The sequence below is a fragment of the Modestobacter sp. VKM Ac-2978 genome (assembly GCF_026968025.1).
In the GTDB taxonomy this organism is placed as follows: Bacteria; Actinomycetota; Actinomycetes; order Mycobacteriales; family Geodermatophilaceae; genus Modestobacter.
The window spans coordinates 281,846-297,916 of sequence record NZ_JAPVBP010000007.1; the positions used below are offsets into that span (position 1 = coordinate 281,846).

Consider the following 16,071-nt stretch of genomic DNA (forward strand, 5'->3'; position numbering starts at 1 on the left):
GGACCACCCGCTCCGAGCCACCACCGAGAGAGGTGCGATGATCACCGAGCTCCAACTGCCCCCTACCCAGCACTACATCGAGGGGGCCTGGCGGGCATCCGCCGACGGGGGCGTCTTCGACGTCGAGAATCCCGCGACGGGGGCCCCGCTGGCCACGCTCAGCGCGGGCACCGCCACCGACGTGGACGCGGCGGTGCGCGCGGCCCGCGATGCTTTCGAGCGCGGTCCCTGGTCCCAGATGTCCGGAGCCGACCGCGGACGCCTGCTGTGGCGGCTGGCCGACCTGGTGGAGCGTGATCGCGAGATCCTCGCCACGCTCGAGGCCTCTGATGTTGGCAGGCCCTACGTCGAGTCGTTCATGTTCGAGATCCCTCTGGTGGCCGACACCTTCCGGCACTTTGCCGGGTGGGCGGACAAGGTGACCGGGACGACCTTCGGACTGCCCCCGTTCGCCGGGCAGGAGCGGTTCTCATACACCCTCCGGCAGCCACTGGGCGTCGTGGGCGCCATCACCCCCTGGAACGCACCGACGATGATCCTGGCGTGGAAGCTCGCGCCGGCTCTGGCGGTGGGGAACACCGTGGTCGTCAAGCCGGCAGAGCTGGCGTCGCTCACGACGCTGTACATCGCCGCCCTCGTGGCGGAGGCCGGCTTTCCGCCCGGTGTCGTCAACGTCGTCACCGGAAGTGGCCAGGTCGCAGGTGAGGCCCTGGTCCGCCATGCCGAGGTGGACAAGATCAGCTTCACCGGCAGCACAGCAGTGGGACGGCACATCGCCGCCGTCGCGGGTGAGCAGCTGAAGAAGGTGACCCTCGAGCTCGGGGGGAAGTCGCCGCAGATCATCCGCGGTGACGCCGATCTGAACGCCGCGCTCCCGGTGATCGCGACCGCGGTGTTCGCCAACCAGGGGCAGACCTGCGCGTCAGGTTCGCGCATCCTGGTCCACCGCAGTCGGGTCGGGGCCGTGGCACAGGGGCTGGCCGACATCGCGCAGAGTGCCGTGGTGGGGGACCCGTTCGACGAGGGCACCACCATGGGCTCGCTCATCAGCAGCGCGCAGCTCGACCGCGTCCTCGGATACGTCGAGCGCGGACTCGCCGAGGGAGCGCATCTCGTGACCGGTGGTCGGCGGATCGGCACCACCGGCTACTTCGTCGAGCCGACCGTGTTCGTGGGGGACAACGACCTGACGATCGCCCGTGAGGAGATCTTCGGACCGGTGGGGACGATCATCCCGTTCGACGATGACGAGGAAGCGCTCCGTCTGGCGAACGACACGGAATACGGCTTGACCGCTGTCCTGTGGACCGGTGACGCCTCGGCCGTCACCCGCTTCACCCGCCAGCTGAAGACCGGTTCGGTGTGGGTGAACGCCTGGGGGCCGCCACACCCTGCCCTGCCTTGGTCGGGCCAGCGCGCGAGCGGGATCGGTGAGGAGCTCGGCATGGCGGGGCTGCTGGCCAACACGATCGAGAAGACCGTGAACCTGGTGAGCAGGGGGTGACCACCGTGGATCTGAAGGACGTCCTCGCCCGGACCTGGACAGAGCTCGATGACAACAAGAACGTCGGTGCGCTGGATCAGTTCTTCGCGCCGGACTACGTCCGGCACGGTCGCCGCTCCTACACGCGCGACGAGTTCAAGCAGATGCTGCGGGAGCTCCACATCGGCTTCCCCGACCTGGAGATGGTGTCCCTGGACATGGTGCGGGAAGAGAACCGGATCGCCTACCGGTGGGAATCGGTGGGCACCCACCTCGGGCCCTACCTCGGGGCCCTCCCGACGCGGCGACGCATCCGGGCCTATGGCATCACCATCAGCCGGTTCGAGGACGGCGTCATCGCCGAGGACTGGGCCTCGTGGAACGAGGTCAGCGTCCTCCACGACCTGGGCATCCTGCCCATCGACCGTTGAGCGGCCCAGTGCGCAACCGTGCGCTCCGCAACCGCGAGAGAGAGATGAGATGACCGAAGAGAACCTTGGCGAGGTCGTCCGGGCCGTGCACCGCAGATACCCCACGGGCGTCTCCGTGGTGACCGCGGCCTCCCCGGAGGGGAAGCCGTACGGCCTCGCGGTCAACTCCTTCTCGAGCGTCTCGCTCGATCCGCCACTGATCCTCTTCGCTGTCAACGTGACGTCGTCGAGCTACCCGTGGTTGTTCTCCGCCGACCACGTGGCGGTCAACCTCCTCTCAACCTCGCAGACGGCGGTGGTTCGACGCTTCGCCCAGTCCGGCGGTGACAAGTTCGCTGACATCGAGTGGACGACGGGGCAGACGGGGAGCCCGCTGATCGCCGGCTGCACAGGCCGCTTCGAGCTCGCCGTGCGCTACAAGATCCCGGCCTACACGCACACCGTCTTCATTGGGGAGGTCGTCTGCGCCGAGTACACCGATGACCCAGCGCTGATCTACCTCGGCGGCAAGTTCTTCGACAGCAGCGATCTGAGGTCGACCGATGCGTGACCGGCCGCGCACGCTCGAGCGCTCCGGAGCCCAGTTGTACCGGGAGTTCCGCACGCAGGAGGAGATCGATGAGCAGTACCGGATCGACGCGATCGAGCCGGACTTCATCGAGGCGATCACACGGCACGCGCAGTGGAGCGCAGCGACCCGAGAGGAGCTGACCTGCCGACTCGGCGTCCGATACGGACCGACGCTCGATGAGACCTTCGACTTCTTCCCGGCCGACGCGGCTGGCGCGCCCGTCCTCGTCTTCATCCACGGTGGGTACTGGCACGCAGCCAACAGCGCGAAGGACTTCTCCCTGGTCGCTCGCGCCGCTGTGTCCCGGGGTGTCTCGGTCGCGGTCGCCGACTACTCGCTGACCCCGAAGGTCTCGTTGCCGGAGATCACCCGGCAGATGCGCGCTCTGATCGCCCACCTGGTCCGTGACGGGCACGAACTGGGGATTGACACCGACCGGGTGGTCGTGGCAGGACACTCCGCGGGCGGCCAGCAGGTGGCCCAGTTGATGCTCACCGACTGGGAAGGGGAGTACGGGCTGCCAGCGGACGCGGTCAAGGCAGGTCTGGCGATCAGCGGGCTGTTCGACCTCTCGCCGTTCCCGTACTCATGGCTCGCGCCGCGGCTCCTCCTAACTCACGACGTGGTCAGCAGGGAGTCGCCCCTCTTCGGCGTCCGGCACGTTCCGGGGGAGCTCCTCGTCACCTACGGTGGTCGAGAAACACCCGAGTTCGCGCGGCAGAGCGCCGAGTTCCTCGCCGCGTGGCATGCGCACGGGAACGCGGGGGCGGCGTTCGACCTGCCGGGGGCGACGCACATGTCTGCGTTCGAGGGCTATGCCGACTCCGGGAGCGAGCTCTGGCGGCGCACCGAGTGGCTGTTCACCGGCACCGGTTGGAGGCCGCGCGACTGACCTGCCGGGGGAGGGCGTCCGGGTGGACCCGCGGCCGGCTCAGCGCACCGTGGGCACTGACGTCCGCAGTGCGCCGCCGCGTGGCCGCCACCGTTCAACGACGGCACGTCGATCGGTGCCTCGCGCGGCGGAGACCTTCCCTCACCGTGATGCCCCTTGGTCGTGCGTCGCCAGATCCTCCAGCCGTGGCCGGAATCCGGCGGCCCTGGTCTCACGTTCTCGGGTCGGGTGGTGGACGCGCTGCTGCTGGGTGACGAGTACGAGATCATCGTCGACGTGAACGGGTGGGGCGCGGTCAAGGTACTCACGCCGACAGACGTGGACGTGACACCTGGTAGGACGATGGAGCTGCATGCGGCCGAGGGCGACGTCTGCTGGGTCCGCGCGTGAAGCCGGTGCTGCCTCCGCTGGGTCCAGCCGTGACGCCCGTCCGTAGCACTCGCACCGCCCGAAGCCGGCTCCGGCTTCGGGCGGTGCGTCGCTGCCGAGATTGTGGTCGACGGCGCGCCGATCGCCGGGCGGGCCAGTAGACGATCCGGCGGCGCGGCACCTCGCGCGCCACGCGGTGCCCGAGTCCGACGCTGATGGCACGCACGTGGAGCCTGTGGTCGCCCTGCGATCACCGAGGACCGCCATCCCGGTCGCACCCGAGGTGGCCGAGCGGCGGTCGGCACCCGCTCCTCCGCGATAGGTGAGGGCGCTGGCACGCCGGACGGGCCGCCCGGGCGCTGCCGGGCTGCGGCGAACCGCAGCGCCGAGCGCGGTACGGCCACGATTGGGTCTCGACGAGCTCTGCGGCGCCCTTCGACTGCTGGGCGGCGAGCCGCGGCCGATGCGTGCCGACCACGTCGGCCGGCGCCAGCGGTCGACGGAGCCCCCGCGCGGACGGGTGCCGCACGGGGGCTCGGCGCACTGGCGATCAGGCGTGCGCGGCCAGTGATCGTCGGAGGCGCAGGCTCCGGCCCGAACGGCGTGGGGCCCGTGGGGCAACTGGCGTCACGACCGGGGGAGCGCGCAGGTGTGGAGCGCCCTCTCCCGGTCGCGGCGGTGGGTCAGGCCAGGAACTCGCCGGGCTCGACGGGCTGGCGCAGCGACGCGACGTGCGACGTGCTCGCGTCGATCAGGCCGTCGCCGAGCGTGACGGTGGGTGCAGGCAGGGTCCTGTCCTTCCGGGCGCCGTACTCTGCCAGCGACTCGTAGCCGGCGAGCTTCGTGTGCTGGCCGGGTGGCACGCCACCCTCGCGGAGCCGAGGCAGGACCTCTTCGGCGAAGAGGCTCAGCGTCTTGTTGACCAGCCATGCGGGCTTCGTGTCGCCCAGGGGGTCGAGCAGCACGCGCCCGGGGTCCATCTCCGCGAAGAGCCGCTCCATCCCGGCCGCCACGGTGTCCGGCGACCCCACGATCAGGTTGCCGCTCTCCACCGCAGCATCGAACGCCGCCTTCGCGGTGGACTTGCTCCGATAGCCGCCGCCGAGCACTCCGCGCATCGACGGCTGTGAGAGGTAGCCGGGCGGGAAGTTGTCGTGGAAGTGCGACCGGAAGAAGTTCTGCCCCAGCCAGAGGGCATGTGCCTCCGCCTCGAGGCGTGCCTGCTCGTCGGTCTCGGCGACGTGGATGTTGACCGACGCCCAGATCTGCCTGCGGTCGGCCTCGTACCCGCGCTGCCGGCAGAGGTCGCGAAACCGCCCCATGGTCTTGGCGATGGAGGCCATGGAGTTCAGGCCGACGGACTGGTAGCCGTACCGCTTGTCCGCGACCAGCTCCAGGGTTTCCTGGGAACCACCGCCCAGGATCAGGATCTCGGGGTGCGGGTCCTGGACCGTTTTCGGCCACAGGTTCACGTACGGGATCTGGTAGAACTCGCCGAACCACTCGAACGGGCCCTCGTGGGTGAGGGCCTTGATGAACAGATCATGCGCCTCGCGGTAGCGGGCGCGTGCGGTGGCCGGGTTGATCACGCCCATGGAGTGGTACTGCATGCCGTGCCCCATGGGCAGCCCAAGGAGGAGGCGCCCACGGGACATCGTGTCCAGTGCGGCAACCTCCTCGGCCATGCGGACGGGGCTGAGGTAGGCGTTGATGATCGGTCCGACGACGCCGATCTTGATCGATGAGGTCCGGGCCGCGACGAACGCCCCCGCCAGGAGGGGGTTGCCCAGCAGGCCGATGGGCCCGTTGTGCTGCTCGCTGACCACGCCGCCGTCGTAGCCCATCGTCTCCAGGGCCACGAAGGTGTCGAGCTGCCGCTCCAGCACCCGCTGCCCCTCGGTGCGGTCGTAGTGGGAGTTCGGCAGGTCGATGTAGTTGGAGCCGCGCTTCCCGGCGTACGGCACGTTCGGGTAGCCGCCGTGCAGCATCACGTGGAATTCGCGTGCGGTCATGTCTCAGGCCTCCGTCATCGGGTGGGCCGAGGCGTGCGAAGCGACGAGCTCGGCGAGGGAGTTCGGGTTCTCGATGGGCAGGGCGTGGGCGCTGGGTCCGTCCTGACCATGGAGGACCTCCACCCGGGCGCCCGGGATGAGCTCGGCGTAGCGTGCGGCGGCGCTGGGCGCGGCGATGCGCTCTTCCTCCGGGGCGACGACGAGGGTGGGCGAGGAGATTCGACCGAGGCGCCGCTCCAGCTGGCGGTCGAAACGGTTGGTCCAGGTCAGCAGGGCGTGGGCCGTGGAGTCGGCATAGGCGTCCAGGGCGTCGTCCGGGAAGCCCTTGAGCTGGGTGAACTCCGCGTATCGCTCCTCGCGGCCGTTGAACTGGGCAGCCCCCAACTGCTCGGGCGACATGCGGAACGCATCGACCAGCGGCTCGCTGCTGCCCCGCAGCCCACTGGGGGCGATGAGGGTGAGCGTGGCGAAGCGGTGGGGATAGACCGTCGCGAGATGGGCGGCGATGCGGGCGCCGAGCCCGTGCCCGGCAAGATGCACGGTGGTCAGGCCCAACGTGTCGAGCAGGGCGTCGTAGTGGAGGACGTAGTCGAGGAATCCCTCGAAGCCGGGGCCTTGAGGGGTGTCGCCGAAGCCCGGGTGTTCGGGGGCCAGGACGTCGAACTGCGAGGCGAGGCCGGCGTGGAACGGCAGCCACTGACGCGCGAACCAGGCGTCGTGCAGGTAGAGCAGCGGCTCACCGCTCCCTTCCCGGCGGAGCGCGACGGGAACGTCTCCGACCGCAACGGTGTCGGGATCGCGCTGCCGCGCCCATGTGGGCGTAGTTGGTGCGGAGTTGCTCAACGGGTCCTCCGAGTCAGTGGGTATGCGTTCGGTTATGCAACGAACCATACCGATAAACGGTCATAGTTGGGAGGCCCGACCGCGCCGGGTGGCCGGCTGGGGCCCGGACGCGCCGGGCCCCAGCCGACGAATCGGCAGCAAGAGCTCAGGCGATCACGCGTGCCCAGGTGAGCGAGCGGAGTTCAACCCGCTCCTCCCACTGTGCGAACGACGGGATCAAGTCCTGGTGCTCGAGTGCGTGCTCGGCGTCGGCGCGGTCCGCCCACGTCCACACGTCCACCCATTCGCCGTCCTCCGCTTCCGACAGGGTTGCCGTGAAGCGGTCGCCGAAGTGGGCCCGGTACTCCTCGATCAGCCGTGGCCGGATCTGCAGGAGCTCGTCCCTCGCGCCTGAACGGGGGACGACGCGCACCACCTCGATGTCGCGGTGCTGCGAGGTCACGCCTCGTGCCGCTTCCAGAGCGTGTCGTTCGGGATGGCGCCGCCCGTCTCGCCGTACTGACGGATGAGCTCGCCGGCCTCCGCGGCGAACTCGCGATAGGCCTCCTCCGAGGCGTACTCGTCGACGTCCATCGTGTAGCCGGCGCGGGAGTACCGCGTGTGGCCCAGCATGCGGCCCTGAGCGGCCTTCATGATCCCCCCGATGATCTCGGGGTGATCGCGCTCGGCCTTCTCCAGGTTCGCGACGTCGGTCTCGAAGATCACGGTGCAGATGTAGCTCACGGGGCTCCCTCTCCTTGGTGGTGCTGGAGTGCCCGACTATAGGGCACCAGTGTTCGAAGTCTCAGTTCGCTGGGGCCCGTGGGGAGTGGCTGCCCGTGCGAGCGGTCAGTAGGGGTGCGGACCGACCGCTCCTGGGCCGCTCGCGCTCGCGCCCACCGGGGAAGCGTCCACTCCACTGCCGTGGCATCCACGGTGCGGAGGCGCGGCCTCGTTAAGATTCGATAACGGGTCCGATAAACGGTTGCAGCTTGTCGATTGCCGCCTAGTGTCCGGGGTCACTCCGCGCACCGCCTCGTGGTGGGCCACTGCCAGCAGCGTCGGCGAACTAAGCGGTTCGTATATCGGAAAGGCACGCGCTTGTCAGACTTGTCCGAGATCCATGTCGAGACGCGCGGCGTCGACAAACGATTCGGTGGCGTGCACGCCCTTCGTGGCGTGGACGTCCAGATCCGCCGGGGAGAGGTGCACGCCCTCATCGGCGAGAACGGCGCCGGCAAGTCCACCTTGGGCAAGATCATCGCCGGCACCCACCGGCACGACGGCGGCGAACTCATCGTCGATGGGCACGAGCGTCACTACCGTGCGCCCCACGATGCCCTGCGTGACGGCATCGCGATCATCGAACAGGAGTTGGCGCTCCTGCCGATGCGGTCGGTCATCGAGAACACGTTCCTCGGCATGGAGTTCGCCGCGGGTGGGGTCCTGCAGGGTGCCCGTGCACGCCAGCGGTTCGCCGAGCTGGTCGAGGCGACCGGCTTCGACCTGGATCCCGACCGCCCAGTCGGTCGACTCCGCCTCGCCGACCAGCAGAAGGTGGAGATCCTACGCGCGCTCGCGCGGAACGCGAGCCTGATCGTCATGGACGAGCCCAGCGCCGCCCTGACGCCGGTGGAGGTGGATCAGCTCCACGCCATCATCCGGGAGCTGAAAGCACGCGGGACGACTGTCGTCATCGTCTCTCACTTCCTCCAGGAAGTGCTTTCGATCTCCGACCGGATCACCATCCTGCGCGACGGCTGCCTCGTCCGGACGACTGAGGCCTCGATCGAGACCCCGGAGCGACTGGTCACCTCCATGCTCGGCCACGAGCAGGAGAACGTCTTCTCCCACTCGCTGGCGCCGGCTTTCGACACGGGGGCGCCGCCGATCCTGGAGGTCGAGGGCCTCACCCGCGACGGGATCATCAGCGACGTCTCCTTCAGTGTCCGTCGTGGGGAGATCGTCGGCATCGCCGGGCTGGTGGGCAGCGGTCGTACCGAGGTCTGCCGTGCGATCTTCGGTGCCGACCCGATCTCCTCGGGCACGGTGAGGCTCGACGGGGTGCCGTGTCGGTTCCGGTCACCGGCCGCAGCCATCCGCGCAGGGATCGCGCTCCTCCCGGAGAGCCGCAAGGAGTTCGGGCTCGTGATGAGCCGGTCCGTCCGCGAGAACCTCGGCCTGGCTCACCTCCGCCGGTTCGCGCGATTCGGCGTACTGAGGTCGAGGGTCGAACGGCGCCGTGCCGAGGAGCTGCGCGATCAGATGGGCGTCAAGTGCGCCTCCATCGACGTCGGCGTGACGACGCTGTCCGGCGGCAATCAGCAGAAGGTCGTGCTGGGCCGGTGGCTCGTCGACATGCCCCGTGTCCTGATCGTCGACGAGCCGACGCGTGGCGTCGACGTCGGGGCGAAGGCCGCCATCTACGACATCATCCGTGACCTTGCCGCCCAGGGTGTCGCGGTCGTCGTGGTGTCCAGCGAGCTGGAGGAGATCCTCGCACTCACCCACCGCATCGTCGTCATGGCTCGGGGGCGGGCCGTCACCGAGTTGGAGACCGCCAAGACCAGCAAGGACCAGATCCTCGAGGCGGCGTTCGACACCGCCTCCACCAGCACCGGGAGCGCAGCACGTCCATGACAACTCTCCAGGAAGTCCCGACCCCGAGCCCCGTGGAGTCCTCGTCGAGACGGTGGGCGACGGTGATGGCGCACGCGCGTGACTACGGCATCGTGGGCGCGGCCGTCATCCTGTTCGTCGTCCTCTCCATCGCCTCGCCGGCCTTCCTGACGGTCTCGAACCTGCTCAACCTGCTCGACCAGTCCGTGACCGTGGGGATCCTGGCGTGCGCACTCACGCTCGTCATCATCGCCGGTGGCTTCGACCTCTCGATCGGCGCGATCTTCGCGGTCAGCGCAATCGTCGGTGCACAGGTCACCAACTCCGCCGGCGTCGTCGCCGGGCTGGGGGCTGCCCTCCTCGCAGGAGCCGCGATGGGCGCCGTCAACGGAGCCCTCACCAGTTACGGACGGCTCAATCCGTTCGTCGCCACGATCGCCACGACGATGGTCTTCCGGGGGCTCGCGCTGGCGCTCACAGGCGGCTACCTCGTCATCATCGAGAACGACTCCTTCAGAGCCCTGTCCCAGCCGAGGATCCTGGGCGTCCGGGTGACCATCATCGTCCTCGTCGTCTTCGCCCTTCTCTGCATGTTCCTGCTGAACCGCACCGTCTTCGGACGGCACCTCTTCGCAGCCGGCGGGAACGCCGAGGCGGCGCGCCTGGCCGGCGTCCACGTCAACCGGGTGCGAGCCACGACCTACGTCATCCTCGGCGTGGCAGCCGGCATCGCGGCGGTCATCTCCGCCTCCCGGACGCTCACCGTCGACGGCAACACCGGCGTGGGAATCGAGTTCGTGGCCATCGGAGCGGTGCTGCTCGGCGGGACGTCGGTGCTGGGTGGCGCAGGGGCCATCTGGCGAACGCTGCTGGGAGTCATGTTGCTGCAGTTGATCGGCAACGGCTTCAACCTGCTCGGGGTCGACCCCACATATCAGCGCATCTTCACCGGGCTGGTGATCATCCTGGCCGTCGGCTGGGACACCTGGATGCGCACCGCCGACCGACGCTGAGCGTCCGCCTCTTCATTCCTGTCCGTCCAAGGCTCCTCCGAGCCGCAGCACGACCCAGAGAGAGGTACAAGATGACCATTCCCACGAGGACGCTGGCGTCGATTGGCACGGCAGGGTTGCTGGCGATGAGCCTTGCCGCCTGCGGTTCCGACGCCGGGGGGACCGGCGGCGCAGAGGCAGAGGAGGGCGCACCCACGTTCGCCTTCGTCACCGGGGACATCTCCGACTTCGGCCAAGTGCAGATCGAAGGCATGAAGTCGGTCGTCGAGCCCCTCGGTGGATCGCTGACCGTGTTCGACAGCTCTGATGTGGAGACTCAGAACGCCGACTGCATGGACATCGTCTCGTCCGGCCGCTACAACGGCATCGTCCTCAACCCGCTCAGTGGTCCCGGTTCCATCCCCTGCGTTGATGGGGCGCGCGAGGCCGGTATCCCCGTCGTCGGGCTCGAGACGATCATCGGACCCGATGAGACGCAGACCGCGCCGCAGGTCGACGGTGTCATCGCATCCGTCTCCGCGGGCCTGATCGCCGGAGGCGAGGCCTCGGCCGACCTGCTCGAGGAGGCGTGCGAGGGCAAGGACCCGTGTCGCTACATCCAGATCGTCGGCTCCCAGGCCTATCAGCTCGAGGCCGTCAAGCTCCAGGTCTTCGAGGAGCGATTCGGCGGCGACAGCCGATTCCAGCGGGTGGCACTCGGCGAGGACGGCTACAACCCGGAGGAAGGTCGCCAGGTCGTGCGTGATCTCTTGGCCGCCAATCCCGACGTCGACGTCATCCTCAACTCCACGGACAGCACCGCGGTCCAGGTCGTCGACATGCTCGAAGCCGAAGGCCGGGACGACGTCGTCGTCCTGGGCGACGGTGCAAGCCGGCAGGGCGTCGAGTCGATCAAGGAAGGCGGTGTCTACGGCACCACCGTGCTGGCCCCCTTCACCTGGGGTGAGATCGCCGCCCAGGCACTGGTGGACCACATCAACGGCGATGACGTGATCACCCCAGAAGAGGTCGCCGACGAGATCACGCCGTACGTGCTCACCGAGGGGAACGTCGAGGGCATCGAGGGCCAGTGGGGCTGAGTGTCAGGAACGCCCGAGGTTGATGTACCGGGCGGGTGGACGGGGGGACCCGTCCCCCGCCCCCTTCACGAGAGGAGTGACATGACAGCCATATCCGCGGTCGACGTCTACCGGGATCAGGTCTACCGCACCGTTGACGACACCGGCTTGCACGTCGACGTCTTCGCCCCGGCGATGCAACCGCCCCGCGCCGCAGTGGCGTACTTCCACGGCGGCGGCTGGCAGGTGGGGGAGCGGACCGACTACGAGAGCGATCGCGCGATCCCCTTGGCGGAGCGCGGGTTCGTGGTCGCCTCGTTCCAGTACCGCTTCAGTGATGTCGCGCAGTTCCCCGCGCAACTGGACGACGCCCGGGCCGCGATCGGATGGCTGCGCAGCCAGGCCGCTCGCTACGGCATCCCAGGGGAACGCGTCGGCGCATGGGGAGCCTCCGCAGGGGGGCATCTGGCCGCGCTGCTCGCCCTGGGCAATGCCGAGGCGGGAGAACGCCCTGACGTGGAGGCCGCCGTGTCCTGGTTCGCACCGCACGACCTCTCCAGCCAGACCGCGGGCACGCCCCTCGAGCGGGAGCTCTTCCCGCCGTCCTCGGCCGAGGCCCTGCTGGGTGGGAGTTTCGACGCTTCCGATCCTCGCCATCGGGCGGCCGACCCCATGTCCCTGGTGTCCGGCCAGGCGGCGCCGCTCCTGCTGGTGACCGGCGACCGGGACCGGGTGGTGGACGGGTCGGTGAGCGTGCGGCTGCACGAAGCGCTGGTGCGTGCCCGTGGCGCGTCGTCGCTGCTGGTGATCGGTGGTGCCGGGCACGAGGATCCGCGCATGGACGCGCCGTTCGCGGTAGGCGTCGTCGGGGCCTTCTTCGAGGAGCAACTCGTCTCACACGGCTGACGACCGTGCCGACCGACGGCGCGCCGGCCGTCCGCGTGAAGCGGTCGGTCGGCTCGGTCGCCGGGTGTCCTCAGAGACCGTCAGGCCCTTGCTCCACGAAGGCCGCGGGCCGCGGGAAGGTGCCGATGATCCAGACGGTCGCGTCGCCGTCGACGGGGCGCCACCTGTGCGGGCGGTCGGCCACGAAGGTGGCGTAGTCCCCGGCGTGCAGGATCACCTCCTCGCCGGCGGGACCGATCTCGATCGACCCGTTGCGGACCAGGACGTGTTCGCGGGCACCTACGCCATGGCTCTGGGCGAGCATGCACGTGCCTGCGTGGAAGCGGGCGGAGTCGATGCTCATCACTCCGGCACCGACGACCTGCTTCCGGATGCCGTGCCCGCGCGAGCTGTCATCGACGAGTTCGTCGCCTTCTCCTTCCCGTACCACCTCGATGCTCGCTCGGGTCCGCCGCGCTACGAGCTCTGCCACCGGCACGTCGAAGGTGTCAGCGATCAGAAGCAACGTCTCCAGCGTGGGGTTCGTCCTCGCCTGCTCGATCTTGAACAGCGTCGCCTTGCCCACACCCGACCGATCGCTCAGCTGCGACAGGGACAACCCGTGCGCTTCGCGCAGCGCACGCACGTTGCTCGCCAGGGCGTCGAGGTGGGCTCTCATGGCCACATGATCGCCTTTCGGAGTCGGTGTGGTGGCCGCCCTGCTAGCGGCGCGCCCGCTGCTTGGCCCCCGTGGGGATCGCTCATGCATGCCGGACGAGAGGATGCCGCAGCTGTACGTCCACGTCGTCTACACCCGAACCGCACGCGTGTGCTTGACAGTGATGTTGGTCACTGTAAGACTACGCGCATCCCTCTATAAGAGACGGGCGGTCAGCGCATCGGTGCCCGATCCCGCCTTCCGCTCTCCAACGTCGGTACCCGGAGGTATCCCCATGGCTCCGTCCACGTCGGTTGCGGCGCTGGCCGCCGCCGCCCCCGTCCTGATCGGGCCGGCCACGTGACCCGCGAGATGCCGGCCGAGGCCGTGCAGCACGCCGTGGCCGCGCTCGCCGATGGCGGGATGGTCGTGGTGGTGGACGACCTGGACCGTGAGAACGAGGGCGATCTGATCGTGGCGGGGGAGCTCGTCAGCACCGCCCAGATGGCATTCCTCGTGCGACACACGACCGGGATCGTGTGCGCGCCGATGCCCGCAGAACGTGCTGACGAGTTGCGGCTGCCCTTAATGGTCGAGGACAACACCGACGCCCACGGCACCGCTTTCACTGTGAGCGTCGACGCCATCGGTACGGGGACCGGGGTCTCCGCAGTGGACCGGACGGCCACCGTTCGCGCCCTGGCCGATCCCGGTACGTCCCCGGCGGGCTTGCGCCGCCCCGGACACGTCTTCCCCCTGCGGGCCCGCGAGGGCGGCGTCCTGGTGCGAGCGGGGCACACCGAGGCGGCGGTCGACCTCACCCGCATGGCCGGTCTCTCGGGGGTCGCGGTGATCGGTGAGATCCTCGCCGAGGACGGGAGCATGCGCCGCGGGGCGGACCTGCGGGAGTTCGCCGCTGCCCATGGCCTCCCCATGCTGGCCATCGCCGATCTGGTGCGCCACCGTCGCGCGACCGAACGGCTCGTGGCACCTGTCGCCAGTGCCACCATGCCGTCGGAGTTCGGCGACTTCCGCGCCATCGCGTACCGCAACACGGTGGACGGGACCGAGCACCTCGCGCTGGTGATGGGTGACGTGGCTTCCGCCGGGCGCAGTCCACGCGGCGCCCTGGTGCGGGTGCACTCCGAGTGCCTCACCGGCGACATCCTCGGATCGCTGCGATGTGACTGCGGCAGCCAGCTGGAGCAGGCGCTCCAGGCGATCGCGGCCGAGGGTGTCGGCGCGGTCATCTACCTGCGCGGCCACGAGGGGCGGGGCATCGGCCTCGGTCACAAGATCCGGGCCTATGCCTTGCAGGAGGAGGGGCTCGACACCGTTGAGGCGAACACGGCGCAGGGGCTGCCGGTGGACTCGCGCAGCTACGGCATCGGCGCGCAGATCCTCGCCGACCTGGGGGTCCAGCGGATCCGCCTCATCACGAACAACCCGGCCAAGTACGGAGGGCTGCAGGGCCAGGGCATGGACATCGTCGACCGGGTGACGCTGCCGTCGGTCAGCACCCCGCACAACGTCCGGTATCTCCGGACCAAGCAGGAACGCATGGGGCACCTGCTGCCGGCGGTCGGGTCGCTCCCTGTGGGGTCGGTCAACCCGTCCTGAGCTCCTAACCGCGCCGACGTGACCACGGTGGAGCCGCGGGAGCAGACCGGCCGCGGACGTCGACGGGAGAGCTGGCGCGGCCTCCCGCTGGGACCTCGAGCCGGCTGGCACGTCCGATGTGTGGCTGCACGAGGACATTGCCGCTCCTTGTTCGAGCACACGATGGGAACTACCGTCGGCGGCAGAGGCAGGCAGGTGCTCGCTCGCTGACGTCGAGGAGGCGGGTGGTGACCGACCCCGATTCCTCGGGCCGCGACGTACCGACCGATGCCGGTGCACCCGACGCGACGCCGATCGGGAACGACGCGTCAGTGGAGTTTGCGTTCAACGAGCACCTGGTCGGCGCGATCGCGGCGGGGCGAGGTGTCGACGGACTCGTGACACTGCTCCGGCACCGGCTCGGGACTCCCGTCTCCGTCGTCGACATGCGCGGGAGCATGGTGTCCCAGTCGCCCGCACGCATGTTCTGGCCCGTGGAGACACTCCTCCGATGGCGGCCGGACGCTCCGCACGCCGCCAACCCGTACGTCGTCGTCCCCATCGAGCTGGACGGTGACGTGATAGCCCTCCTGTGCACCTCGGCCGGTGCCCAGCACCTCCCGCTGCTCCGCTTCGCGGCGAGCGTCGCTGCTCTCGAGCTCGGGTGCCTCCAGGCGCTGCTGTCGGGGCGCCGGGAGCTGGTGGCGCAGCTCCTGGAAGACATCCGGCACGGCGCGATCCCCGACCGGGATGCCGTCAGGCGGCTGGCGGGCTTCGGTGTGGACGCGGATTCGGCCAACCACGTGATCCTCGGCCGCGCCGATTGCGCACCGCGGCTCCTGCAGTCCTTCCCGTCGAACCTGCACAGCCTGCTGGCCCAGCGGGGGGACCCGTACCTGCGGACCACCCTCGCCGACGGGCTCGTGCTCGTGGTCCCCGCCGGGGATGAGGTCGACGCCGTGGCCAGCCTGGCCCTCCGCCACCTGAGCCGGCTGGGAGCTCGCGCCCGGGTGGGTGTCAGCGGTTCGCACGCGGGGGTCGGCGGCCTGCGGGTCGCGTTCTTCGAGGCTGCCGACGCGGTGGCCCGCGGCGAAGGTGTCAGCTACCAGAACCGCATGGACCTGGAGACCGCGCTCATGGCTGCGACCCTGGACCGGCCGATGTACGCCCTGGCGGAGAGCGCCCTGCGACCCTTGACCGATTACGACGCGAAGAACGCCGGCCAGCTGGTCGACACGCTCGACGCGTTCCTGTCGCACGACTGCGCCACCGGCCCTGCCGCGGAGGCGCTGTTCATCCACCGCAACACGATGCGCTACCGGCTGGCGTTGATCGAGCGGCTCACGGGGCGGGATCTGAACTCCTTCAGCGACCGGGTGCACTTCTAATTGGCCACGTCACTGCTGCGTCGCAGAGGGCTGCCTTCCTGACCGCGTGGTCGTGGAGCCTGCCCGGTCATGGGTCCGGGACGAGCGCCGACGCCTGCGCCGAAATCGGAGCTCGACAGAGGTTCATCAAGCCGCACTGCCCCTGGCAGAACGGCAAGGTCGAACGACTTAACCCCACCTTGGTCACCGAGTGGCCTGCCGGCAGATCTTGACCACCAACGACCAGCGCGCCGCCGCCCTTGCCCCCTGGCTCGAGCACTAGAGCACTCAG

At 69.3% G+C, this 16,071-nt stretch carries 16 protein-coding genes and 1 pseudogene; 12 read left to right on the top strand and 5 right to left on the bottom strand.

Annotation, left to right across the window (positions count from 1 at the left end):
- Positions 1-37 precede the first annotated feature (37 nt).
- The 5 genes from O2W53_RS18110 (at position 38) to O2W53_RS18130 (ending at position 3,767) form a co-directional block, all read left to right on the top strand.
- Positions 38-1,504, top strand: coding sequence for an aldehyde dehydrogenase family protein (locus O2W53_RS18110; RefSeq protein ID WP_269164458.1), 1,467 nt, complete (start codon positions 38-40; stop codon positions 1,502-1,504).
- Positions 1,501-1,914 (top strand): ester cyclase, encoded by a 414-nt coding sequence (locus O2W53_RS18115; RefSeq protein ID WP_269164460.1) that lies wholly within the window; start codon positions 1,501-1,503, stop codon positions 1,912-1,914. Before O2W53_RS18110 ends, O2W53_RS18115 begins: the two co-directional genes overlap by 4 nt.
- A 49-nt stretch (positions 1,915-1,963) precedes the next feature.
- Positions 1,964-2,464, top strand: a complete 501-nt coding sequence (locus O2W53_RS18120; protein ID WP_269164461.1) for a flavin reductase family protein — start codon at positions 1,964-1,966, stop codon at positions 2,462-2,464.
- Positions 2,457-3,377 carry an alpha/beta hydrolase gene (locus O2W53_RS18125; RefSeq protein ID WP_269164462.1) on the top strand — a complete coding sequence of 307 codons (921 nt, stop codon included), beginning with the start codon at positions 2,457-2,459 and terminating at the stop codon, positions 3,375-3,377. The genes O2W53_RS18120 and O2W53_RS18125 overlap by 8 nt, the downstream gene beginning before the upstream one ends.
- Before the next feature lie 162 nt (positions 3,378-3,539).
- Complete coding sequence (locus O2W53_RS18130) at positions 3,540-3,767, top strand: TOBE domain-containing protein (protein WP_269164502.1); 228 nt, start codon at positions 3,540-3,542, stop codon at positions 3,765-3,767.
- A gap of 662 nt (positions 3,768-4,429) precedes the next feature.
- Here the strand turns inward: O2W53_RS18130 and O2W53_RS18135 are convergent.
- The 4 genes from O2W53_RS18135 to O2W53_RS18150 form a co-directional block, all read right to left on the bottom strand.
- On the bottom strand, positions 4,430-5,734 hold the full coding sequence (locus O2W53_RS18135) for an LLM class flavin-dependent oxidoreductase (protein ID WP_269164503.1): 1,305 nt from the start codon (positions 5,732-5,734) through the stop codon (positions 4,430-4,432).
- Between the two features lie 27 nt (positions 5,735-5,761).
- Complete coding sequence (locus O2W53_RS18140) at positions 5,762-6,601, bottom strand: alpha/beta fold hydrolase (RefSeq protein ID WP_269164463.1); 840 nt, start codon at positions 6,599-6,601, stop codon at positions 5,762-5,764.
- A 145-nt stretch (positions 6,602-6,746) separates the two neighbouring features.
- On the bottom strand, positions 6,747-7,043 hold the full coding sequence (locus tag O2W53_RS18145) for a hypothetical protein (protein WP_269164464.1): 297 nt from the start codon (positions 7,041-7,043) through the stop codon (positions 6,747-6,749).
- Positions 7,040-7,324: a hypothetical protein gene (locus O2W53_RS18150; RefSeq protein ID WP_269164465.1), complete on the bottom strand. Its 285-nt coding sequence runs from the start codon at positions 7,322-7,324 to the stop codon at positions 7,040-7,042. The genes O2W53_RS18145 and O2W53_RS18150 overlap by 4 nt, the downstream gene beginning before the upstream one ends.
- A gap of 366 nt (positions 7,325-7,690) precedes the next feature.
- On the opposite strand from O2W53_RS18150, the gene O2W53_RS18155 reads away from it, so the two are divergent.
- The 4 genes from O2W53_RS18155 to O2W53_RS18170 all read left to right on the top strand — a co-directional run bounded on the left by O2W53_RS18155 (position 7,691) and on the right by O2W53_RS18170 (position 12,176).
- On the top strand, positions 7,691-9,220 hold the full coding sequence (locus tag O2W53_RS18155; protein WP_269164466.1) for a sugar ABC transporter ATP-binding protein: 1,530 nt from the start codon (positions 7,691-7,693) through the stop codon (positions 9,218-9,220).
- Between the two features lie 65 nt (positions 9,221-9,285).
- A complete protein-coding gene (locus tag O2W53_RS18160; RefSeq protein WP_269164469.1) occupies positions 9,286-10,212 on the top strand; it encodes an ABC transporter permease in 927 nt (308 codons plus the stop codon).
- Between the two features lie 71 nt (positions 10,213-10,283).
- The gene (locus O2W53_RS18165) at positions 10,284-11,291 is read left to right on the top strand and encodes a sugar ABC transporter substrate-binding protein (protein WP_269164470.1); all 1,008 of its coding nucleotides are present in this window, start codon (positions 10,284-10,286) and stop codon (positions 11,289-11,291) included.
- An 81-nt stretch (positions 11,292-11,372) separates the two neighbouring features.
- Entirely contained in the window at positions 11,373-12,176 is an 804-nt protein-coding gene (locus O2W53_RS18170) for an alpha/beta hydrolase (RefSeq protein ID WP_269164471.1), read from the top strand.
- Positions 12,177-12,246: 70 nt separating this feature from the next.
- Here the strand turns inward: O2W53_RS18170 and O2W53_RS18175 are convergent, their stop codons facing one another.
- The gene (locus O2W53_RS18175) at positions 12,247-12,834 is read right to left on the bottom strand and encodes a helix-turn-helix domain-containing protein (protein ID WP_269164473.1); all 588 of its coding nucleotides are present in this window, start codon (positions 12,832-12,834) and stop codon (positions 12,247-12,249) included.
- 351 nt (positions 12,835-13,185) lie between these two features.
- Here O2W53_RS18175 and O2W53_RS18180 point away from each other — a divergent pair, with 351 nt between their 5' ends.
- From O2W53_RS18180 to O2W53_RS18190, 3 genes and pseudogenes are all read left to right on the top strand, one after another.
- A complete protein-coding gene (locus O2W53_RS18180; protein WP_269164475.1) occupies positions 13,186-14,433 on the top strand; it encodes a bifunctional 3,4-dihydroxy-2-butanone-4-phosphate synthase/GTP cyclohydrolase II in 1,248 nt (415 codons plus the stop codon).
- Positions 14,434-14,657: 224 nt separating this feature from the next.
- On the top strand, positions 14,658-15,800 hold the full coding sequence (locus tag O2W53_RS18185) for a PucR family transcriptional regulator (RefSeq protein ID WP_269164476.1): 1,143 nt from the start codon (positions 14,658-14,660) through the stop codon (positions 15,798-15,800).
- 95 nt (positions 15,801-15,895) lie between these two features.
- Positions 15,896-16,059: pseudogene (locus tag O2W53_RS18190) on the top strand (integrase core domain-containing protein); the annotation flags it as partial.
- Between the last annotated feature and the right edge of the window lie 12 nt (positions 16,060-16,071).